We start from the raw sequence: 16,382 nt of genomic DNA, 5'->3' as shown, positions 1-16,382 counted from the left end.
GGGCACCTCCTCGGGCGCCGAACGTGGCCAGGGGTCGGAGAGTGGCAGCCTTGTTGTGTTCGGCGCCCTGCGGGGGCGCCCCGCCACACACCCGGCCCCGCCGAAACCGGCGGGCGCGCCCCGGCACCCCGCGAAGCCCCCGCCAGGGGTCACGTTTCCGGGTGTTCCTCGGGGGCGAGGAAGCGGCCCATCGGGAGGACCTGGCGGCCCCAGGTGGAGGCCAGGATCTGGCCGGCGAGGAGGTACAGGGCGCCGAGCGCCGCCAGCAGCCCGCTCCAGCCGGTGATCCGGAGCCAGATCTCCGACCCGGTGAAACCGTTGATCGTCATGCCGACGAACACGACGAGGACGCAGCTGAAGGTGGACAGCAGCACCAGGTGGATCCGCCAGCTGCCGATCCACAGGACGAACACCACGAACACCCACGGGAGGGTGAACAGCCCGCTGACGTCCCCGCGCAGCGCGGGGTCGGTGGCCGGCAGCACCCACTGGAGCAGGCCGGCCTTCGCCATCCAGAACAGCCCGAAGCCGCCGAAGACGGTGGCGTGCCAGGTGTCGCCGCGCTGGGCCTGGAAGAGCCCGGCCAGCAGCTGGGCCAGCCCGCCGATGTAGAAGCCGACCAGCGGCAGCACCGAGTGGCCGAGCTTCTCGGGGAAGACCCCCGCGTCGATGCCGGTGGCGATGACGGTGACCACGATGAAGCCGGTGAGGCCGAGCGCGCCCAGCTGGGCCTGGGCGCTGGGCTCCATCCGCTTGACGGAGACGGCCTGTTCGGCCGGGCCCTGGCGGTTGCGGAAGAGGGGGGTGTTCACCGGGGGTCCGCGCCCTCGGCCGCCCCGGCGGCGAACCGCGGTACGGACGGTGCGTCATCGGGGAGCCCGCTGCCCACGGCGGCCCCCGGCAGGCCCCGGCGGAGCACCGCGCAGGCCAGCGTGACCGCCGAGCCCGCCACCGCCCAGGCGGCGAGCACCAGCATCGGTCCGGCCGCGCCGTTGCCCTTGAAGTACGCGATGGAGCGCGCGGCGTACGTACCGGCGCCCGGCGGCAGGGCCGGGCCGATGGCCTTCCAGAACGGCGGCAGCAGCGGGTACGGGTAGGCGCCGCCCGCGCTCGGGTTGCCGAAGACCACGACCAGCAGGATCGCCAGGCCGATGCCGACCACGCCCGCCAGCCCCTGGAAGGCCAGGGTGATCGCGCCGACCGCGAAGACGACCAGGGTGCCGAGCCCCCACAGGGCCGGAATGGAGCCGGGCAGGGCGTTCAGGACCGGGCCGGCGATCACCGCGCCGAGCAGTCCGGCGGCGAGGGAGTACACCAGCAGGGCGCCGAGCCGGATGATCGCGCGGTGGATGTTGGCGGGCCGGGCGCCGGCGCTGATCGCGAGGATCGCGGCGCACAGGTAGCCGCCCACGCACCAGCCGACGACCAGGTAGAAGGAGCTCAGGCCGCGCGCGTCGCCCGCGTCGGTCGGGGCCACGTCGGTGATGCGGAGGGTGCGCCCCTGGGCCTTCTCGGCCAGGCCGACGATCTCTTCCAGCGCCTGGGAGAGGGAGGCTCCGGCGCCGCTCGCGACCAGCAGCCGGTCGGTCGTGCCGGCCGGGTCGACGATCAGCGCGCCGTCCACGTCCCGGTTCCTGATCTGCTGGAGGGCCGCGGCCTCGTCCTTCGCCACGCGCGTGTCGAGCGGTTTGCCGGGCAGCGCGCCGAGCTGCTGCGCGGTCCGTTCGGCGACCGGCGCGAGGGGGGCGGCCACGGCGATCGGGATCTCGCTGGGTTTGGGGTGGTGGAAAGCCCCGATGTACGAGGTGACGAAGGCCAGCTGGAGGGCCAGCACCCCCAGGACCAGCAGGGCTGCCCGGGTGGTCACGGCGTCTTTGACCTCGGCGAGGAAGCCGGCGGACGGATGTGCGCCTGTGGTCCGGGCGGGCGGGGTGGGCCTGGTGGGCTCGGTCATGCCTCTCACGCTCGACGCGGTGGGGACGGGGCGCAGCAGGGGAGGGCCAAATGGATGATCGAACAAGTGTTTCGCACGAATATTCGAATTGCTCTATGGTGGAGACGGGGGAGGTGTTGTCACGAGCGAAGCAGGAGGCCGCGGGTGCCTGGTTTTACGCATCTGCACACCGTTTCGGGGTTCTCCATGCGCTACGGAGGCTCACACCCGGAACGACTGGCGGAACGTGCCGCCGATCGGGGCATGGACGCCCTCGCGCTGACCGACCGCGACACCCTGGCGGGCGCGGTGCGGTTCGCGAAGGCGGCCGCGAAGGCGGGGATCCGTCCGCTGTTCGGCGCCGATCTGGCGGTGTCGCCTCCGGCGGGGATGGCGGGGTCGGCCGGGTCGGGGGGCTCGGCCGGCCTCCGCTCGGGCGGGTCCGGTGCGGGCGGGGTCGGCTCCGGATCTGCCTCCGGCTCCGGCTCCGGCGAGGTCTCGTACCGGCGGCGCACCCCCGTCAAGGGCGGCGCCTTCATCGACGAGTCCGCCCCGCGGGCCGTCTTCCTGGCCCGGGACGGGGCCGCCGGGTGGGCCGAGCTCTGCCGGATGGTCACGGCCGCGCACGCGGGCACCGGGCCGGACGGGCCGGACGGGGCTGATGGGCCCGGCGGCTCCGCCCGGGTCGCGGGCGGGCAGCCGGTGGTCCCCTGGGAGGCCCTGCGCGGGGAGGGCGTCTTCGTGCTGCTCGGGCCCGGTTCCGAGGTGGGCCGGGCGCTCGCCGCGGGGCGTCCCGACCGGGCCGCCCGGCTGCTCGCGCCCTGGCGGGAGGTCTACGGGGACTCCCTCCGCCTGGAGGCCGTCCACCACGGCCGCACCGGCACCGGCCCCGGCTCGCTCCGGCTGGCCGCCCGTACCGTCGGCTTCGCCGCCGAGCAGGGCGTCCCGGCCGTGCTGACCAACGCCGTCCGCTACGCCGACCCCGGCCAGGGCCCGGTCGCCGACATCCTCGACGCGGCCCGCCGGCTGACCCCCGTCCGGCCGCCGTTCGACACCGGCGAGCGCTGGCTCAAGGACCCCGGCGCGATGGCCGAGACCGCCGACCGGATCGCCCGGGCCGCCGGCCTGCGCCCCGCCGACGCGCGGCGGCTGCTCGCGGAGACCCGGCACACCGCCGAGGCCTGCGCGGTGGACCCCGAGGACGACCTCGGCATGGGCTCCGTGCACTTCCCCGAGGCCCGGCTCGTCGGCGCGGCGCACCGCACCGCCCAGCGGGTCCTCGCCTCCCGCGCCACCGCGGGCATGGTGCTGCGCGGCTACGCCGACGACCCCGCGTACTGGGAGCGCATGCACCAAGAGCTCGACATCATCGCCTACCACGGCTACGCCTCGTACTTCCTGACGGTCGCCCAAGTCGTGGACGACGTACGGGAGATGGGCATCCGTGTGGCCGCCCGCGGCTCCGGCGCCGGCTCCCTCGTCAACCACCTGCTCGGCATCGCGCACGCCGACCCCGTCGCGCACGGCCTGCTGATGGAGCGCTTCCTGTCCAAGCGCCGCCGCGTCCTGCCCGACATCGACATCGACGTGGAGTCCGCCCGCCGGCTGGAGGTCTACCGGCGGATCATCGGCCGGTTCGGCGCCGAGCGCGTCGCCACCGTCTCCATGCCCGAGACCTACCGGGTCCGGCACGCCATCCGCGACGTCGGCGCCGCCCTGTCCATGGACCCGGCCGTCACCGACCGGCTCGCCAAGGCCTTCCCGCACATCCGGGCCCGCGACGCCCGCGCCGCGCTGGCGGAGTTGCCCGAACTGCGCGACGTACGCGGGGAGTCGTACGGGCGGCTGTGGGAGCTCGTCGAATCGCTCGACGCGCTGCCGCGCGGCATCGCCATGCACCCGTGCGGTGTCCTGCTCTCCGACGCCTCCCTGCTCGCCCGCACGCCCGTCGTCCCCACCAGCGGCGAGGGCTTCCCCATGTCCCAGTTCGACAAGGACGACGTGGAGGAGCTCGGGCTGCTCAAGCTCGACGTGCTGGGCGTACGGATGCAGTCCGCCATGGCCCACGCGGTCGCCGAGATCCGGCGCGGCACGGGGGAGGAGCTCGACCTGGACGACCCGGCGCAGGTGCCGCCGGGCGACCGGGCCACGTACGAGCTGATCCGCTCGGCCGAGACGCTGGGCTGCTTCCAGATCGAATCCCCGGGCCAGCGCGACCTGGTGGGGCGGCTCCAGCCGGCCACCTTCCACGACCTGGTCGTCGACATCTCCCTCTTCCGGCCCGGGCCGGTGGCCGCCGACATGGTGCGGCCGTTCATCGAGGCCCGGCACGGCCGGGCCCCGGTGCGCTTCCCGCATCCGGACCTGGCCGACGCGCTGCGCGAGACGTACGGGGTGGTGGTCTTCCACGAGCAGATCATCGAGATCGTGCACGTCATGACCGGCTGCGGGCAGGACGAGGCCGACCGCGTGCGGCGCGGGCTGTCCGACCCGGAGTCGCAGGGCCGGATCAGGGTGTGGTTCGCGGCGAAGGCGGGCGAACGGGGCTACTCGGCGGAGGTGATCGGCCGGACCTGGGAGATCGTGGAGGCCTTCGGCTCGTACGGTTTCTGCAAGGCGCACGCGGTGGCCTTCGCGGTGCCGACGTACCAATCGGCCTGGCTGAAGGCGCACCACCCCGCGGCCTTCTACGCCGGGCTGCTGACCCACGATCCCGGGATGTACCCGAAGCGGCTGCTGCTGGCGGACGCGCGGCGGCGGGGCGTCCCGGTGCTGCCGCTGGACGTGAACCGGTCGGCGGTCGCCCACCGCATCGAACTGGTGTCCGATCGCTCGGGTCCGGTCGGGGTGTGGGGACTGCGGCTGGGGCTGTCCGACGTCCACGGCATCAGCGGGGCCGAGGCGCTGCGGATCGAGTCCGGGCAGCCGTACGCCTCCCTGCGCGACTTCTGGGACCGGGCGCACCCGGGGCGTCCGGTGGCCGAACGGCTCGCGCAGGTCGGGGCGTTGGACTCCTTCGGCGCCAACCGGCGCGATCTGCTGCTGCACTTGACGGAACTGCACGGTGCGCACCGGGCGGCAGGGGCGCGCGGGGTACGCGGGCCCCAACTCCCCCTGGAAGGCGGCCGGTCCACGGCCTCCGTCGGGCTGCCGGACCTCTCCGAGACGGAACGGCTCAGCGCCGAGCTGGGCGTCCTCGGCATGGACGCCTCGCGGCACCTGATGGCGGACCACCACGCCTTCCTGGCCGAGCTGGGAGTGGTTCCCGCGCGGCGGCTGCGCGATGCCGGGCACGGGCAGACCGTGCTGGTCGCGGGGGCCAAGGCGGCCACCCAGACCCCGCCGATCCGGTCCGGGAAGCGGGTCATCTTCACGACGCTGGACGACGGCACGGGCCTGGTGGACCTGGCGTTCTTCGACGACAGCCACGAGCGGTGCGCACACACCGTCTTCCACTCCTTCCTGCTGCTGGTACGGGGTGTCGTGCAGCGGCGGGGGCCGCAGAGCCTGAGCGTGGTCGGGGCGGCTGCCTGGAACCTGGCGGAGCTGGTGGAACTGCGGGCGGCGGGCGGCCTGGACGCGGTCGCGGCCCGGCTGGCCGCCGAGCCGGTCGCCTCCGGTGTCGGTGGCGGCGGGGACGGCGCCCCCGAGGGCGGTGGCGCCGCCGACGGGGAGCCCGCGGCGAAGGGCTCCGGGCGCACGATCCGCATGTCCACGGGGTACGAGATGAACCCCTGGGCCGACCTCCAGCCGCCGGGTACCGGTCCCGCGACCGGGCGCAAGCTGTGGCACTCCAGTCCGGGGAGCGCGGGATGAACGCCACCGCCACGCGAGCCGTGATGTGCCTGCGGCTGCACCCCGCCGACGGGGGACCGCTCGGGGCCGAGGCCTACGCCGGGGTGCTCGCGCTGCTCGACGGGCTCACCCCGGCCGTGCAGGCGCTGCCGCCCGATGCGGCCCTCGCCGATGTCCGGGCCGCGCTGCGGTACTTCGGCTGCGACGCCCGCCGGCTGGCCGCCGTGGTCCGGGTCCGGTCCCTCGCCCTGTACGGCGTGGACTGCGCCGTCGGCGTGGCCGGCAACCCCATGCTGGCCAGGGCCGCGGCCCGCGAAGCCCGGCCCGGGGGGACCCTGGTGATCCCCGACGAGCCCGCCGCCGCCGTCGGGTTCCTGGCCGGCAAGCCCGTCACCGCCCTCGACGGGATCGGCCCCAAGGCCGCCCGCACCCTGTGCTCCTACGGCCTCGACTCCGTCGGCCGGGTCGCCGCCGCCCCGCCCGCCGCCCTGCGGCGGATCCTGGGCGCCCGGCTCGGCCGCGAGGTGCAGGAGCGCGCCCTCGGGATCGACCGGACCCCCGTCCGGCCGGGCGCGGCCGCCCGGGCCGTCGCCGCGGAGCGGGCTTTCGACCGGGACGAGCTGGATCCCGTACGGCACCGGCGGGCGCTGCTCTCGCTGACGGAGGAGCTCGGCGCGAAGCTTCGTACACAAGAACAGGGCGGGGGGCAGGTCTGCCGCGCCCTCTCGCTCACCGTCCGCTGCGCCGACCGCAGCACGCTCACGCGGACCCGCACGCTGGCCGAACCCACCGCGCATTCCGACGCGTTGACCGCCACGGCCTACGCCCTGTACGCGGGCCTGGGCCTGCAGCGGGCCCGGGTGCGCGCCCTGTCCCTGCGGGCCGAGGACCTGATCCCGGCCGAACGGGCCGCGCGGCAGCTGAGTTTCGACCCGCAGGACGAGAAGGCCCGGCGGCTGGAGGCCGTCACGGACCGCGTCCGCGCCCGCTTCGGGCCGCACGTCATCGCTCGCGGCACGCTCGCGGCGTAACCGACCGGCGAGCGACACGCGACATTTTTACCGACGCGTAACTTCCCAGTTTTGCTACCCGCCCGTAATTTGGCTGCCAGCAGCACCCCTTGTGATCCGGATCACGGGATGAAACCCCCACGCTCCATCCCCTTGAGTCGCAACCGCAAGGAGATCACACGATGCTGCCCTGGAGACGCCTGCTCCGCCCGCTGGCCGTCCTCACCCTCGCCGCCGCCGCGCTCGTCGCCCCCACCGGCGCCGCGCAGGCCGCGTCCGCCCCCAGCAGCGGCTGGAACAACTGGTCCTGCAAGCCGTCCGCCGCGCATCCGCGCCCCGTCGTGCTCGTGCACGGCACCTTCGGAAACTCCGTCGACAACTGGCTCGGCCTCGCGCCGTACCTCGTGCACCGCGGGTACTGCGTCTACTCGCTCGACTACGGGCAACTGCCGGGCGTGCCCTTCTTCAACGGGCTCGGCCCCATCGACAAGTCCGCCGGCCAGCTCGACGTCTTCGTCGACAAGGTGCTCGCCGCCACCGGCTCCGCCAAGACCGACATCATCGGGCACTCGCAGGGCGGCATGATGCCGCGCTACTACCTGAAGTTCCTCGGCGGCGCCGCCAAGGTCAACGCCCTGGTCGGGCTCGCCCCCGACAACCACGGCACCACCCTGCTCGGATTCACCAAGCTGCTCCCGTACTTCCCCGGCGCCGAGGACCTGATCAGCACCGCGACCCCGGGCCTCGCCGACCAGATCGCCGGATCTGCCTTCCAGCAGAAGCTGAACGCGGGCGGGGACACCGTGCCCGGGGTCAAGTACACGGTGATCGCGACCAAGTACGACGAGGTGGTGACCCCGTACCGGAGCGCCTTCCTGGAGGGGCCGAACGTACGGAACGTCGTGCTCCAGGACCTGTGCGTCCTGGACCTCTCGGAGCACGTGGCCATCGGGCTCACCGACCGGATCGCCTGGCACGAGGCGCTGAACGCCCTCGACCCGGCACACGCCGAACGGACCACGTGCGCCTCGGTCTTCGACTGAGGCGCACGCGGTGACGTGACCTAGCGGCCGTGCCGGCTTGTCGTCGCAGCCCGGCGGCGGGCCAGCCCGAACAGCACGGCCGCGCCGAGGGCCAGGACGCCGGCCCCGGCGATCGCGATCACCGGGGTGGCGCTGCTGCCGCCCGTCTCGGCGAGGTTGGGGTTCTGCGCGGACTGCGCGGACTGCGACGGGACCGGGGCGGCGGCGGCCTTTCCGTTCGTCTTGGGATCGTTGTCGCCGTGGCCGTTGTGCTCCACGGTGGACTTGTCGGCGCCGTCGGCGATCTGCTGGTCCGTCGGGGCCTGGGGCTGCGGGGCGACGGGCTGGTCGGCGGACGGCTTGGCGCTCGGCTTCGCGCTGGGCTTGGTGCTCGGGGCGGTGCCCGTGCCGCCGTTGCCCCCGCTATTGCCCCCGCCGTTGCCCCCGCCGTTGCCCCCGTTGTCCTTGCCGAAGACCACGTCCGAGCAGGTGTAGAAGGCCTCCGGGCTGTCCGAGCGCTGCCAGATGCTGTAGATGAGGTGGCGGCCGGACTTGTTCGGGACGGTGCCGGAGAAGACGTAGTCGCCGTTCTGCATGCCCGGGTCGGTGACCTTCGCGAAGGGCGCCGGCTCCAGGTCGGACCACTTCAGCGGCTTCGCCGGGTCGTAGCCGTCCTTCGTCACGTACAGCTCGAAGGAACCCTTGTGGGGAGCGGTCCCCTTGTAGCGGAAGGTGTGCGCGCCCGCCGTCATCGGGCTGGCCGGCCAGTCGGCGCGCGCCAGGTCCAGTCCCTGGTACTTGTCGTTGCCGGCGGAGCAGAGCTGGCCGTTCGGGATCAACGCGCGGTGGTTCCCGGCCGCGTTGGCGATGTTCACCGCGTTCCAGTCGTAGAACGCCTGCGCCCCGCTCGCCGCGACGGCGGCCTTGCACGCCGCCGACTTCGGCGACTCCGGGCCCTCCGCGTAGCACGCCGCCACCCGGCTGACCGGGTCCGTCATCGATCCGTGGGCCACCGCGGGCGCGGCGGCGTACGCGGCCACCGCGAGGGGGGCGAGGCCGGCGGAGGCGATACGGGTCAGCGTCACGGTGCGGCGGCGTGCGGGCATGGAGGATCTCCTTCGGGCGCAAGACAGGTGTGCGCCAGCGGTCGGGGCGGTGCGGCGCCGCCCCCCGGCGGCGCCGTTCCCGGCCCTCCGCTGGCCCCGCCAAGCTAACGGCCCGAACCCGGTGTTTCGCCTGGTTCGGGCCCCGGAAGCTGATCCTTAGGGTCCGCTTAAGGAAGGGGTAAGTGGGAGCTCAGGAAGCGGGCCTGCAAAGCCCGTCCGCCCCAACGGTCCTGGCTCCCCAGCGTCCATGTCAGTCCAGGCAGATCCGGCGTACTCGGAGGGCCGTCGCTCAGCGCGCTCCCAGGCCGCCGTCGGAGGCCGACACGACTCCGGACTCGTACGCCGCGATCACCAGCTGGGCGCGGTCACGGGCGGCCAGTTTGGTCAGGAGGCGGCCGATGTGGGTCTTCACCGTGCCCATGCTCAGGTGCAGACGCACCGTGATCTCGTCGTTCGACAGGCCCCGCGCGATCAGCTCCAGCACCTCGCGCTCCCGCTCCGTCACCCCCGTCAGCGGGGCCGGGCCCCGGCCGGAGCCCGGGTCGGGGCGGCGGGTGAAGTCCTCGATCAGGCGGCGGGTCACCGACGGAGCCAGCAGGGAGTCGCCCGCGGCGACGACCCGGATCGCGGCCAGCACCTCGGCCGGCGGGGCGTCCTTGAGGAGGAAGCCCGCCGCACCGGCCCGCAGGGCCGCGTAGACGTACTCGTCGAGGTCGAACGTGGTCAGGATCAGCACCCGTACGCCGGCGGTCTCGGGGGAGCCGCAGATCTGTCGGGTTGCCTCGATGCCGTCCATGACCGGCATCCGGACGTCCATCAGGACGACGTCCGGACGGTGCAGGCGAGCGAGCTCGACAGCCTCTGCCCCGTCGCCCGCTTCTCCGACGGCGGTGAGGCCGGGTTCGTTCTCGACGAGGATCCGGAAGGAGCCGCGCAGCAGCACCTGGTCGTCGACGACGAGCACCCGCGTCGGGTCCGTCATGCAGTCCTCCCCACGCCGTCCCGCGGCAGGCGGGCGGAGACCGCGAAGCCGCCCTCGGGGCGCGGGCCCGCGCTGAACGCCCCGCCGTACATCATCGCCCGCTCCCGCATGCCGACCAGGCCGTGGCCTCCTGGCCGTTCGCGGGCGGGGCCTCGTACGCCGTCGTCCGTGACATCGATCCGCACCTCGTTCAGGTCGGCCTCGACCGTCACCCGGCAGCGTGCGGGGGCCGCGTGCCTCACCGCGTTGGTGAGGGACTCCTGGACGATCCGGTGAACGGCCAGGGCGATTCCTGCGGGCAGGCCGCCGTCCGGCACCCGGACGCTCAAGTCGACGTCCACGCCCGCCTGTCGTGCCTGATCAGCCAACCGGCCCAGTTCGTCGAGGCCGGGCGCCGGGCCCAGCGGGGCGGCAACCGTGTCGGTGCGGAGCACGCCCAGGGTGCGACGCATCTCGGTCATGGCGGCGCGGCTGGTCCGTTCGATGACGCGCAGCGCGTCCACGGCCTCCTCCGGGCGGCGCTGGGCCACATGCCCGGCGACTCCCGCCTTCACCGCGATCAGGCTGAGGCTGTGCGACACGATGTCGTGCAACTCCCGCGCGATCCGCAGCCGTTCTTCGGCAATGGCGCGTTCGGTGCGGCGGGTGGCGCGGTCAGCCTCCCGGGCCCGGCGGGCGCGCACGACGAAGCCCGCCGCCCAGCCGCCGCCGAGGACCAGCCAGACGATGGCAGCGACGCCGGCCGCCCCGCTCCAGGTCTCGGCCGGGGTGACCACGGCCTCCCCGGTGAGCACTGCGGCCGCCGCGAGGGTGAGTGAGGCGGCGAGCACCGGTACCGAGCGCCGCGGGGGCCCGGTGAGGGCGACCGCGTAGAGGGTGAGGCCGACCCCGGTCCACGGCTCGCGGGTGATGTCCAGGAGGGTGGCGATGACGGCTCCGGCGAGGGCCGTCGCTGCGGCCGGTACGGGCCACAGCCGGCGGACCGCGACCGGGAGGCCGACCGCCGCGGCCACGAGCACGCCCGCCCACACCGGTCCGGTGTAGGCGGGCTGGGTCCCGCCGCCCGACATCCGGGTGAAACCGACGTACACGGCGGCGATCAGCAGCGCGGCCGCCAGGTCGAGCGTGAGCAGTTGGCTGTCGTGCAGCCGCCGGGAGGCACGCATGATCCGACCGTACATCGTCAACCGGCCTGACCGATCAAGGTCATGAGGATCAGCGTGGCTGTGATCACCAGGGTCCAGCGCAGGGCCGTGGCCCGTCCGGGCGCCGGGCCGTCACGCAGCACGCTGATGCCGAGTGGGACGAGGGCGAGGCCGAGGCCCGCGACGGCCACGACCGACAGCGGAGTGGTGCCCTTGAGCACACCGAGCGGCAGTGCGGCGGTCGCCGCCAGGGCGAGTGCCCGGACCGGACCCAGCACGCGCGCCCGCCGGGCTCCGACGGCGAGGAGCAGCCAACCTCCCATGATCGCGAGGTTGAGGGCGCTGAAGATGTGGAAGGCGCCGTAGGTCTCACCGACGAACCGGGCGGCGGCCTCCGCGCCCTGCCGGTCGGCGAGCTGGAAGGCGAGGTGGTCCACACCGGCGTGGAACGTCCGGGCGAAGAGCCCGAGGACGGCGAAGACCCCGCCCCACAGGGCCAGTCCGGGGCTGCGACGGCCGATGCGGGAGGCGAGTGCGGCCAGGGCGGGCCAGAGCAGGACGGTTCCGGCGGCGAAGGCACCGTAGGAAGCCGCGATCAGGCCGGGGTGCTCGACGCGGGCGGCGAGCTGCTCCGGGAAGAAGAAGTGAAAGGGCAGCCGCAGCAGGACTCCGGCTCCCAGCAGCACGGGCGCTGCCACCAGCGAGACCCCGCCGACCCACCGCCCGGGGAAGGGCGCGTCACCGCCCCAGGCCACGGGCAGCAGCCGGGCCATGGCCGGGGTGGCGGTGTCGTGTACGAGGGGTGTGCTCCGTGTCGTCGTCATGCCGTGAACGATCCCGCCCGGACGGGCCCTTCCGCGTCGGAGCACGGTCCGCTCCCCGCGTCGGCCCCAGGTCCGACCCTCCCGCTCCCCGCAGCTCCGGGATCGGACCGTGGTCTGACAGTCGGGCCATGCGAAAGCCCCAGGTCGCTGACCTGGGGCTTCGCTATGGAGCCCTGTCATCCGGCTCCTGAACTCGAAAATCAGGCGGCAGAGGCAGCGCCGGGACTCGCCCTGGCACCCGCCGCTGCCCGCTGTTCTCCGCCTTACGTGGCACGTGTCCGGCACACGCACGGTTGGCGGCGGCTGAGCGCTGTCAGTGTCGGGCGTTAGCCAAGCGCTTCTGTGCCCGCCATGGCATGTTGTGCGGCATGAACGACGCGATAGACCCACGCAACCCGGCGGGCATCCGGGTGGGGGACATCTACGAGGACTGTTTCTTCCACCCGGTTCTCTGCACGGAGATCGACGATGACGGCTGGGTAGTGCTCAGCGGCATCTCGCTCATCGACGGCAGCTTCCCGCGCTCGTGCGACGCCCAGCACTGCCGGCCAATCCGCATTCCGGTCGAAGAGGTCATGACCATCAAGCGGGACCTGGAGGGCTACGCCCGCCGGCGGAAGGCCGAGCTGGACGCAGCCGACGGCATCTGATCCGTAGCTCTGGCCAGACCGGTCAGTGAGGTGCTGCCCGTCAGGCGCGGTTGCTGTGGTTGCGGCACGCCGCTGCCGTACAGCCGGGGTCCGGTGGGGACCCGTCGCTGCTCCACCGGGCACGTGGGGGACACGCCTAGATCGAGTCGTCACGCTCCAGAATGAGGCCGGCCGATCCGTCCTCAAGGTCTACGCCCGCGTCGAGATGCAAGTGGTACCCGTCCCTCAGGCCCGGTTCGGCAAGGGCCAGGAGTCGCTCCGCGAGCAGGCGAAGGCCTTCGGCGTTGGCCGCTATCGAAGTCTCGCCCGCTGAGCTCTGAACCGTGATCCGGGGTTCATTCATGGCCTCACGCTATCTGGGTCCCCTGGCTGCCCGCACACGGCTTCGGAGGCCCCATGCGTCTCACGAGTTTCACCGGGTCAGGGGCCTAGGGGTAGCGTCCGCCGCCCCGCCACCCTCCCACGGCCCCACCGCGGCCCGGAGGGTCCTCGTGATGGGGGTCCGTTTGAGGAAGGGCTGGGCGGGCCGACGGGAAGGGCCGTCGCTAGCCGAGGAGGGCTGCCAGGCCGGCCGGGGTGCGGGCCTGGTCGTCCAGGGCGTCGAGGGCTCGGATGGCCTGGGCGGCCGCCTCGGGGTCGCTGGTGGCGAGGCCGCTCGCCGCGAACTCGTCCTCGTCCAGGCGCAGGACGGAGGACCCGTCCGCCGAGACCCACAGGTCGAGGTCCAGGTCCTCGATCAGGATCTCCCCGCTCTGCACCAGGGCAGGGCGCGTGACGTCGCAGTACCAGCCCTTGAGGACCCCCTCGCCGGTCCACACCTCCTTGACCGCGTACCAGCGCGTGCGCCAGAAGTGCTCGACGAACACGTCGCCCGGCTCGAAGCGCACGAAGCCGAAGTCCCGTACGCCCTCGGCCGCCCAGGGGGCGCGGACGGAGATGCGGTCGCCGTCGTCGGCGACCTGGGCCGCCGGGTAGCGGATCTTGAGCTTTCCGGCCTTGGTGAGGACCACGGTCAGCTGCTGCTCGGTCACACTGCCTCCAGTCTCTTCGCGAAGCGCGTCTCGGTGGCGCAGATCTCGTATCCGAACCACTTGTTGATGGCGAGCATCGGGTCATTGCCGGCGTCGTTGCCGGTGAACGCGTCGGTGTACCCGGCCGCGCGGGCCCGGTGCAGCGAAATGATCTTGGCGAGCTTAGCCAGGCCGCGGCCGCGGAAGGCCCGCAGGGTGCCGGTCATGGCCGAGGCGTAGCGGGTGGCGCCGTCGGTCTGGGCGGCGGTGAAGGAGGCCACCACGCCGTCGACGAGGACGACGGTGGTCAGCTCCTTGTCGAGGGTCGGGTTGTTCCAGATCTCCGCGAGCCAGCCCTCGTAGTCGTCCAACTCGATCCCCACGTCGCCCGGTTCGTCGGAGGTCGCCTCCGCGTCGGCCTCGAAGAGCGGACGCGGGTCGGCGGCGAAGGCGGAGGCGGGGCGCACCTCGATCCCGGGCGGGAGGGCCTCCGGGAGCGGGGGCAGGGCGGCGGCCGCCAGGTCCAGGCGCAGGAAGTGCGCGGAGCGGCTGGGGCGGTAGCCGTGCCGCTCGGCGAAGCGGCGGTGGGCGGGCTGGTCGAGGACCCAGGCGTACGTGTCCACCGCGCCGTGGGCGGCGAGGTGCTCCTCGGCCGCGCGGAGCAGAGAGCTGCCGGCGCCGAAGCCGCGGTGGGCGGGGTCCACGTACGCGTTGACGTACGAGTGCCCGGGCTCGGGGCTGTCGTGGGCGATGCCGACCTGGGCGGTGCCGATGACGCGTCCCGCGTCGTTCTCGGCGACGAGGAGGCGGTAGTGCCGGGCGGGGTGGGCGGAGGAGAGTTCGAAGGCCACGCCCTCAGCCGTGGTGATCATGAAGGGCAGGGCCGAGCGGCGGACCCGTACGACGGCCTCCGCGTCGCTTGCCCGGCCGGGCCCGCCCGGGCGGAGATCACGGATCGAAACGGTCATGCGGCCGACGCTACGGGCGCACGCGCGTCCGGCGCCTCCCAATTAACCGGCGATGGGGGACAATCACCCGCGTGACCTCGACGAACCTGAAGATCACCATCAGCGGGGCGAGCGGCTCGGCCGCCCCGTACGAACAGCTGCGCGCGCAGATCTCGGACCGGGCCCGGTCGGGCCGGCTGCCGGCGGGCTTCAAACTGCCGACGGTGCGGGGGCTGGCGGAAGAGCTGGGGCTGGCCGCCAACACGGTCGCGAAGGCGTACCGGGCGCTCGAGGCGGACGGGGTGATCGAGACGCGGGGGCGGAACGGGACGTTCGTCGCGGCGGCGGGGGAGGGGGCGTCCCGCGAGGCCGCGGCGGCTGCGCAGGCGTTTGCGGAGCGGGTCCATCGGCTGGGGCTGACGGAGTCCGAGGCCGTGGCCGCCGCCACCGACGCCCTCCGGGCCCGGTACGCCGCCAGGTAATCCCGCCCCCCTGCTCCTGGGGCTCCGCCCCAGACCCCGCGCCTCAATCGCCGGCGGGGCTGGATGTGCCCCGCCAGAGTGGGCGGGTGCGGCTTCAGGATCGGGGCTCCGCCCCGCGCCCCGCGCCTCAAACGCCGGCGGGGCTGGATGTGCCGCTGCGTGGCACGCCGAGCATCCTGCGCGATGTGGCGCCTTGGCCGGAGCCAAACCCAGCCTCGCCTGGGGGCCCCTCCCAGCGGTAGCTGGGGGAGTTTGAGGCGCGGGGTCCGGGGCGGAGCCCCGGGGGCCCGGCGCAGCCGCGGCTTCGGCCACCCCCCGCCCGGCCCGGCAGCTAGAGGTAGAGGCCCGCCTCCGACGTGTGCGGCTGCGGCGGGAGGACCGCCGCCGGGCCCGTGCCCCTGCGTAGGGCGAACAGTTCCGCCAGGCTCGCGCCCTCGCGGGAGACGCCCTCGTCCGAGCCCAGCCAGTCCACCGCCTCCCGGTGGGTCAGCCGGCCGACCTCGATGCGGGCCAGGCAGCGCCCCGGGCGGACCACCGCCGGGTGGAGGCGTTCCAGGTCTTCGTTGGTGGTGACCCCGACCAACACGTTCCGTCCCTGGCCCAGCAGACCGTCCGTCAGGTTCAGCAGACGCGAGAGCGCCTGGCCCGCCGTATGGCGCGCCTCACCGCGGATCAGCTCGTCGCAGTCCTCCAGCAGCAACAGCCGCCAGCGGCCCTTCGCCGTGCCCTCCTCCTCGCCGATCGCGATGTCCATCAGGTAGCCCACGTCGTTGAACAGCCGTTCCGGGTCCAGGACGCAGTCCACCTGGCACCAGTCCCGCCACGACCGCGCCAGCGTCCGCAGCGCGGAGGTCTTGCCCGTTCCCGGCGGCCCGTGCAGCAGGAGCAGCCGCCCCGCGATGTCGTCCGGGGTCACCTTCATCAGCCGGTCCATCGCCCCGGCCACCGGCGCCGTGTAGTTGGGCCGCACCTCGTCCCAGGTCCCGGCCGCGATCTGGCGGGTCGTCCGGTACGGGCCGCGCCGCGGCGAGACGTACCAGAAGCCCATCGTGACGTTCTCCGGCTGCGGTTCGGGCTCGTCCTGCACCCCCTCCGTGGCCGCGCCGAGCACCTTCTCCGCGAGCTCGTCGCTGATCGCGGTCACCGTGACGTCCGCGCCCCGGCTCCAGCGGGAGACGAGCATGGTCCACCCCTCGCCCTCGGCGAGGGTGGCGCTGCGGTCGCTGTCGCGCGCCGAGCGCAACACCGTGGCCTCGGGCGGCAGAAGGCTGACCCCCGCCTTGACCCGGTCGATGGACACACTGTGCGAGTACGGCTGCTCGCCGGACGCGAACCGGCCGAGGAACAGCGCGTCGACTACATCCGACGGCGAGTCGCTGTCGTCGACGTTGAGCCGGATCGGCAGCGCGTCATGCGGGTTGGCTGGCATGGCGCCCATGATCCGGCACGCGGTGCCCTCGTGCACCCGTGTTTCGC

General features: G+C 73.7%; 15 protein-coding genes. 5 read left to right on the top strand and 10 right to left on the bottom strand.

Annotated elements, in window-relative coordinates; translation table 11 throughout:
- Window positions 1-149 precede the first annotated feature (149 nt).
- Together ACFWBN_RS27280 and ACFWBN_RS27275 are read right to left on the bottom strand one after the other, a co-directional pair.
- Window positions 150-812, bottom strand: coding sequence for an acetate uptake transporter (locus tag ACFWBN_RS27280; RefSeq protein WP_385180139.1), 663 nt, complete (start codon window positions 810-812; stop codon window positions 150-152).
- A complete protein-coding gene (locus tag ACFWBN_RS27275; RefSeq protein ID WP_385180137.1) occupies window positions 809-1,954 on the bottom strand; it encodes a DUF3533 domain-containing protein in 1,146 nt (381 codons plus the stop codon). The genes ACFWBN_RS27280 and ACFWBN_RS27275 overlap by 4 nt, the downstream gene beginning before the upstream one ends.
- A 186-nt stretch (window positions 1,955-2,140) precedes the next feature.
- On the opposite strand from ACFWBN_RS27275, the gene ACFWBN_RS27270 reads away from it, so the two are divergent.
- The 3 genes from ACFWBN_RS27270 (at window position 2,141) to ACFWBN_RS27260 (ending at window position 7,781) form a co-directional block, all read left to right on the top strand.
- Window positions 2,141-5,749, top strand: coding sequence for a DNA polymerase III subunit alpha (locus ACFWBN_RS27270; protein WP_385180163.1), 3,609 nt, complete (start codon window positions 2,141-2,143; stop codon window positions 5,747-5,749).
- Complete coding sequence (locus ACFWBN_RS27265; protein WP_385180134.1) at window positions 5,746-6,759, top strand: hypothetical protein; 1,014 nt, start codon at window positions 5,746-5,748, stop codon at window positions 6,757-6,759. The genes ACFWBN_RS27270 and ACFWBN_RS27265 overlap by 4 nt, the downstream gene beginning before the upstream one ends.
- 161 nt (window positions 6,760-6,920) lie before the next feature.
- A complete protein-coding gene (locus ACFWBN_RS27260) occupies window positions 6,921-7,781 on the top strand; it encodes an esterase/lipase family protein (RefSeq protein WP_385180132.1) in 861 nt (286 codons plus the stop codon).
- A gap of 20 nt (window positions 7,782-7,801) precedes the next feature.
- On the opposite strand, the gene ACFWBN_RS27255 is transcribed toward ACFWBN_RS27260, so the two are convergent.
- The 4 genes from ACFWBN_RS27255 to ACFWBN_RS27240 form a co-directional block, all read right to left on the bottom strand.
- On the bottom strand, window positions 7,802-8,866 hold the full coding sequence (locus ACFWBN_RS27255; protein ID WP_385180129.1) for a lytic polysaccharide monooxygenase: 1,065 nt from the start codon (window positions 8,864-8,866) through the stop codon (window positions 7,802-7,804).
- A gap of 289 nt (window positions 8,867-9,155) precedes the next feature.
- Window positions 9,156-9,848, bottom strand: a complete 693-nt coding sequence (locus tag ACFWBN_RS27250; protein ID WP_385180126.1) for a response regulator — start codon at window positions 9,846-9,848, stop codon at window positions 9,156-9,158.
- The gene (locus ACFWBN_RS27245; protein WP_385180122.1) at window positions 9,845-11,014 is read right to left on the bottom strand and encodes a sensor histidine kinase; all 1,170 of its coding nucleotides are present in this window, start codon (window positions 11,012-11,014) and stop codon (window positions 9,845-9,847) included. Before ACFWBN_RS27245 ends, ACFWBN_RS27250 begins: the two co-directional genes overlap by 4 nt.
- A 17-nt stretch (window positions 11,015-11,031) precedes the next feature.
- Window positions 11,032-11,817 carry a hypothetical protein gene (locus tag ACFWBN_RS27240; protein WP_385180119.1) on the bottom strand — a complete coding sequence of 262 codons (786 nt, stop codon included), beginning with the start codon at window positions 11,815-11,817 and terminating at the stop codon, window positions 11,032-11,034.
- Between the two features lie 368 nt (window positions 11,818-12,185).
- Between ACFWBN_RS27240 and ACFWBN_RS27235 the strand changes: the two genes are divergently transcribed.
- Window positions 12,186-12,467 carry a hypothetical protein gene (locus ACFWBN_RS27235; protein WP_385180116.1) on the top strand — a complete coding sequence of 94 codons (282 nt, stop codon included), beginning with the start codon at window positions 12,186-12,188 and terminating at the stop codon, window positions 12,465-12,467.
- Between the two features lie 136 nt (window positions 12,468-12,603).
- Here ACFWBN_RS27235 and ACFWBN_RS27230 read toward each other — a convergent pair whose 3' ends face one another.
- From ACFWBN_RS27230 to ACFWBN_RS27220, 3 genes are all read right to left on the bottom strand, one after another.
- The gene (locus tag ACFWBN_RS27230) at window positions 12,604-12,810 is read right to left on the bottom strand and encodes a hypothetical protein (protein ID WP_385180113.1); all 207 of its coding nucleotides are present in this window, start codon (window positions 12,808-12,810) and stop codon (window positions 12,604-12,606) included.
- 202 nt (window positions 12,811-13,012) lie between these two features.
- Window positions 13,013-13,498 carry a DUF402 domain-containing protein gene (locus ACFWBN_RS27225; RefSeq protein ID WP_385180110.1) on the bottom strand — a complete coding sequence of 162 codons (486 nt, stop codon included), beginning with the start codon at window positions 13,496-13,498 and terminating at the stop codon, window positions 13,013-13,015.
- Complete coding sequence (locus ACFWBN_RS27220; protein WP_385180108.1) at window positions 13,495-14,445, bottom strand: GNAT family N-acetyltransferase; 951 nt, start codon at window positions 14,443-14,445, stop codon at window positions 13,495-13,497. Before ACFWBN_RS27220 ends, ACFWBN_RS27225 begins: the two co-directional genes overlap by 4 nt.
- Before the next feature lie 71 nt (window positions 14,446-14,516).
- On the opposite strand from ACFWBN_RS27220, the gene ACFWBN_RS27215 reads away from it, so the two are divergent.
- Entirely contained in the window at window positions 14,517-14,906 is a 390-nt protein-coding gene (locus ACFWBN_RS27215) for a GntR family transcriptional regulator (RefSeq protein ID WP_385180105.1), read from the top strand.
- A 331-nt stretch (window positions 14,907-15,237) separates the two neighbouring features.
- On the opposite strand, the gene ACFWBN_RS27210 is transcribed toward ACFWBN_RS27215, so the two are convergent.
- The gene (locus ACFWBN_RS27210; protein ID WP_385180102.1) at window positions 15,238-16,371 is read right to left on the bottom strand and encodes a DUF5925 domain-containing protein; all 1,134 of its coding nucleotides are present in this window, start codon (window positions 16,369-16,371) and stop codon (window positions 15,238-15,240) included.
- Window positions 16,372-16,382 lie beyond the last annotated feature (11 nt).

The sequence above is a fragment of the Streptomyces sp. NPDC059989 genome (genome assembly GCF_042736975.1).
GTDB lineage: Bacteria > Actinomycetota > Actinomycetes > Streptomycetales > Streptomycetaceae > Streptomyces.
This window is presented reverse-complemented; position numbering and strand designations above follow the sequence as displayed.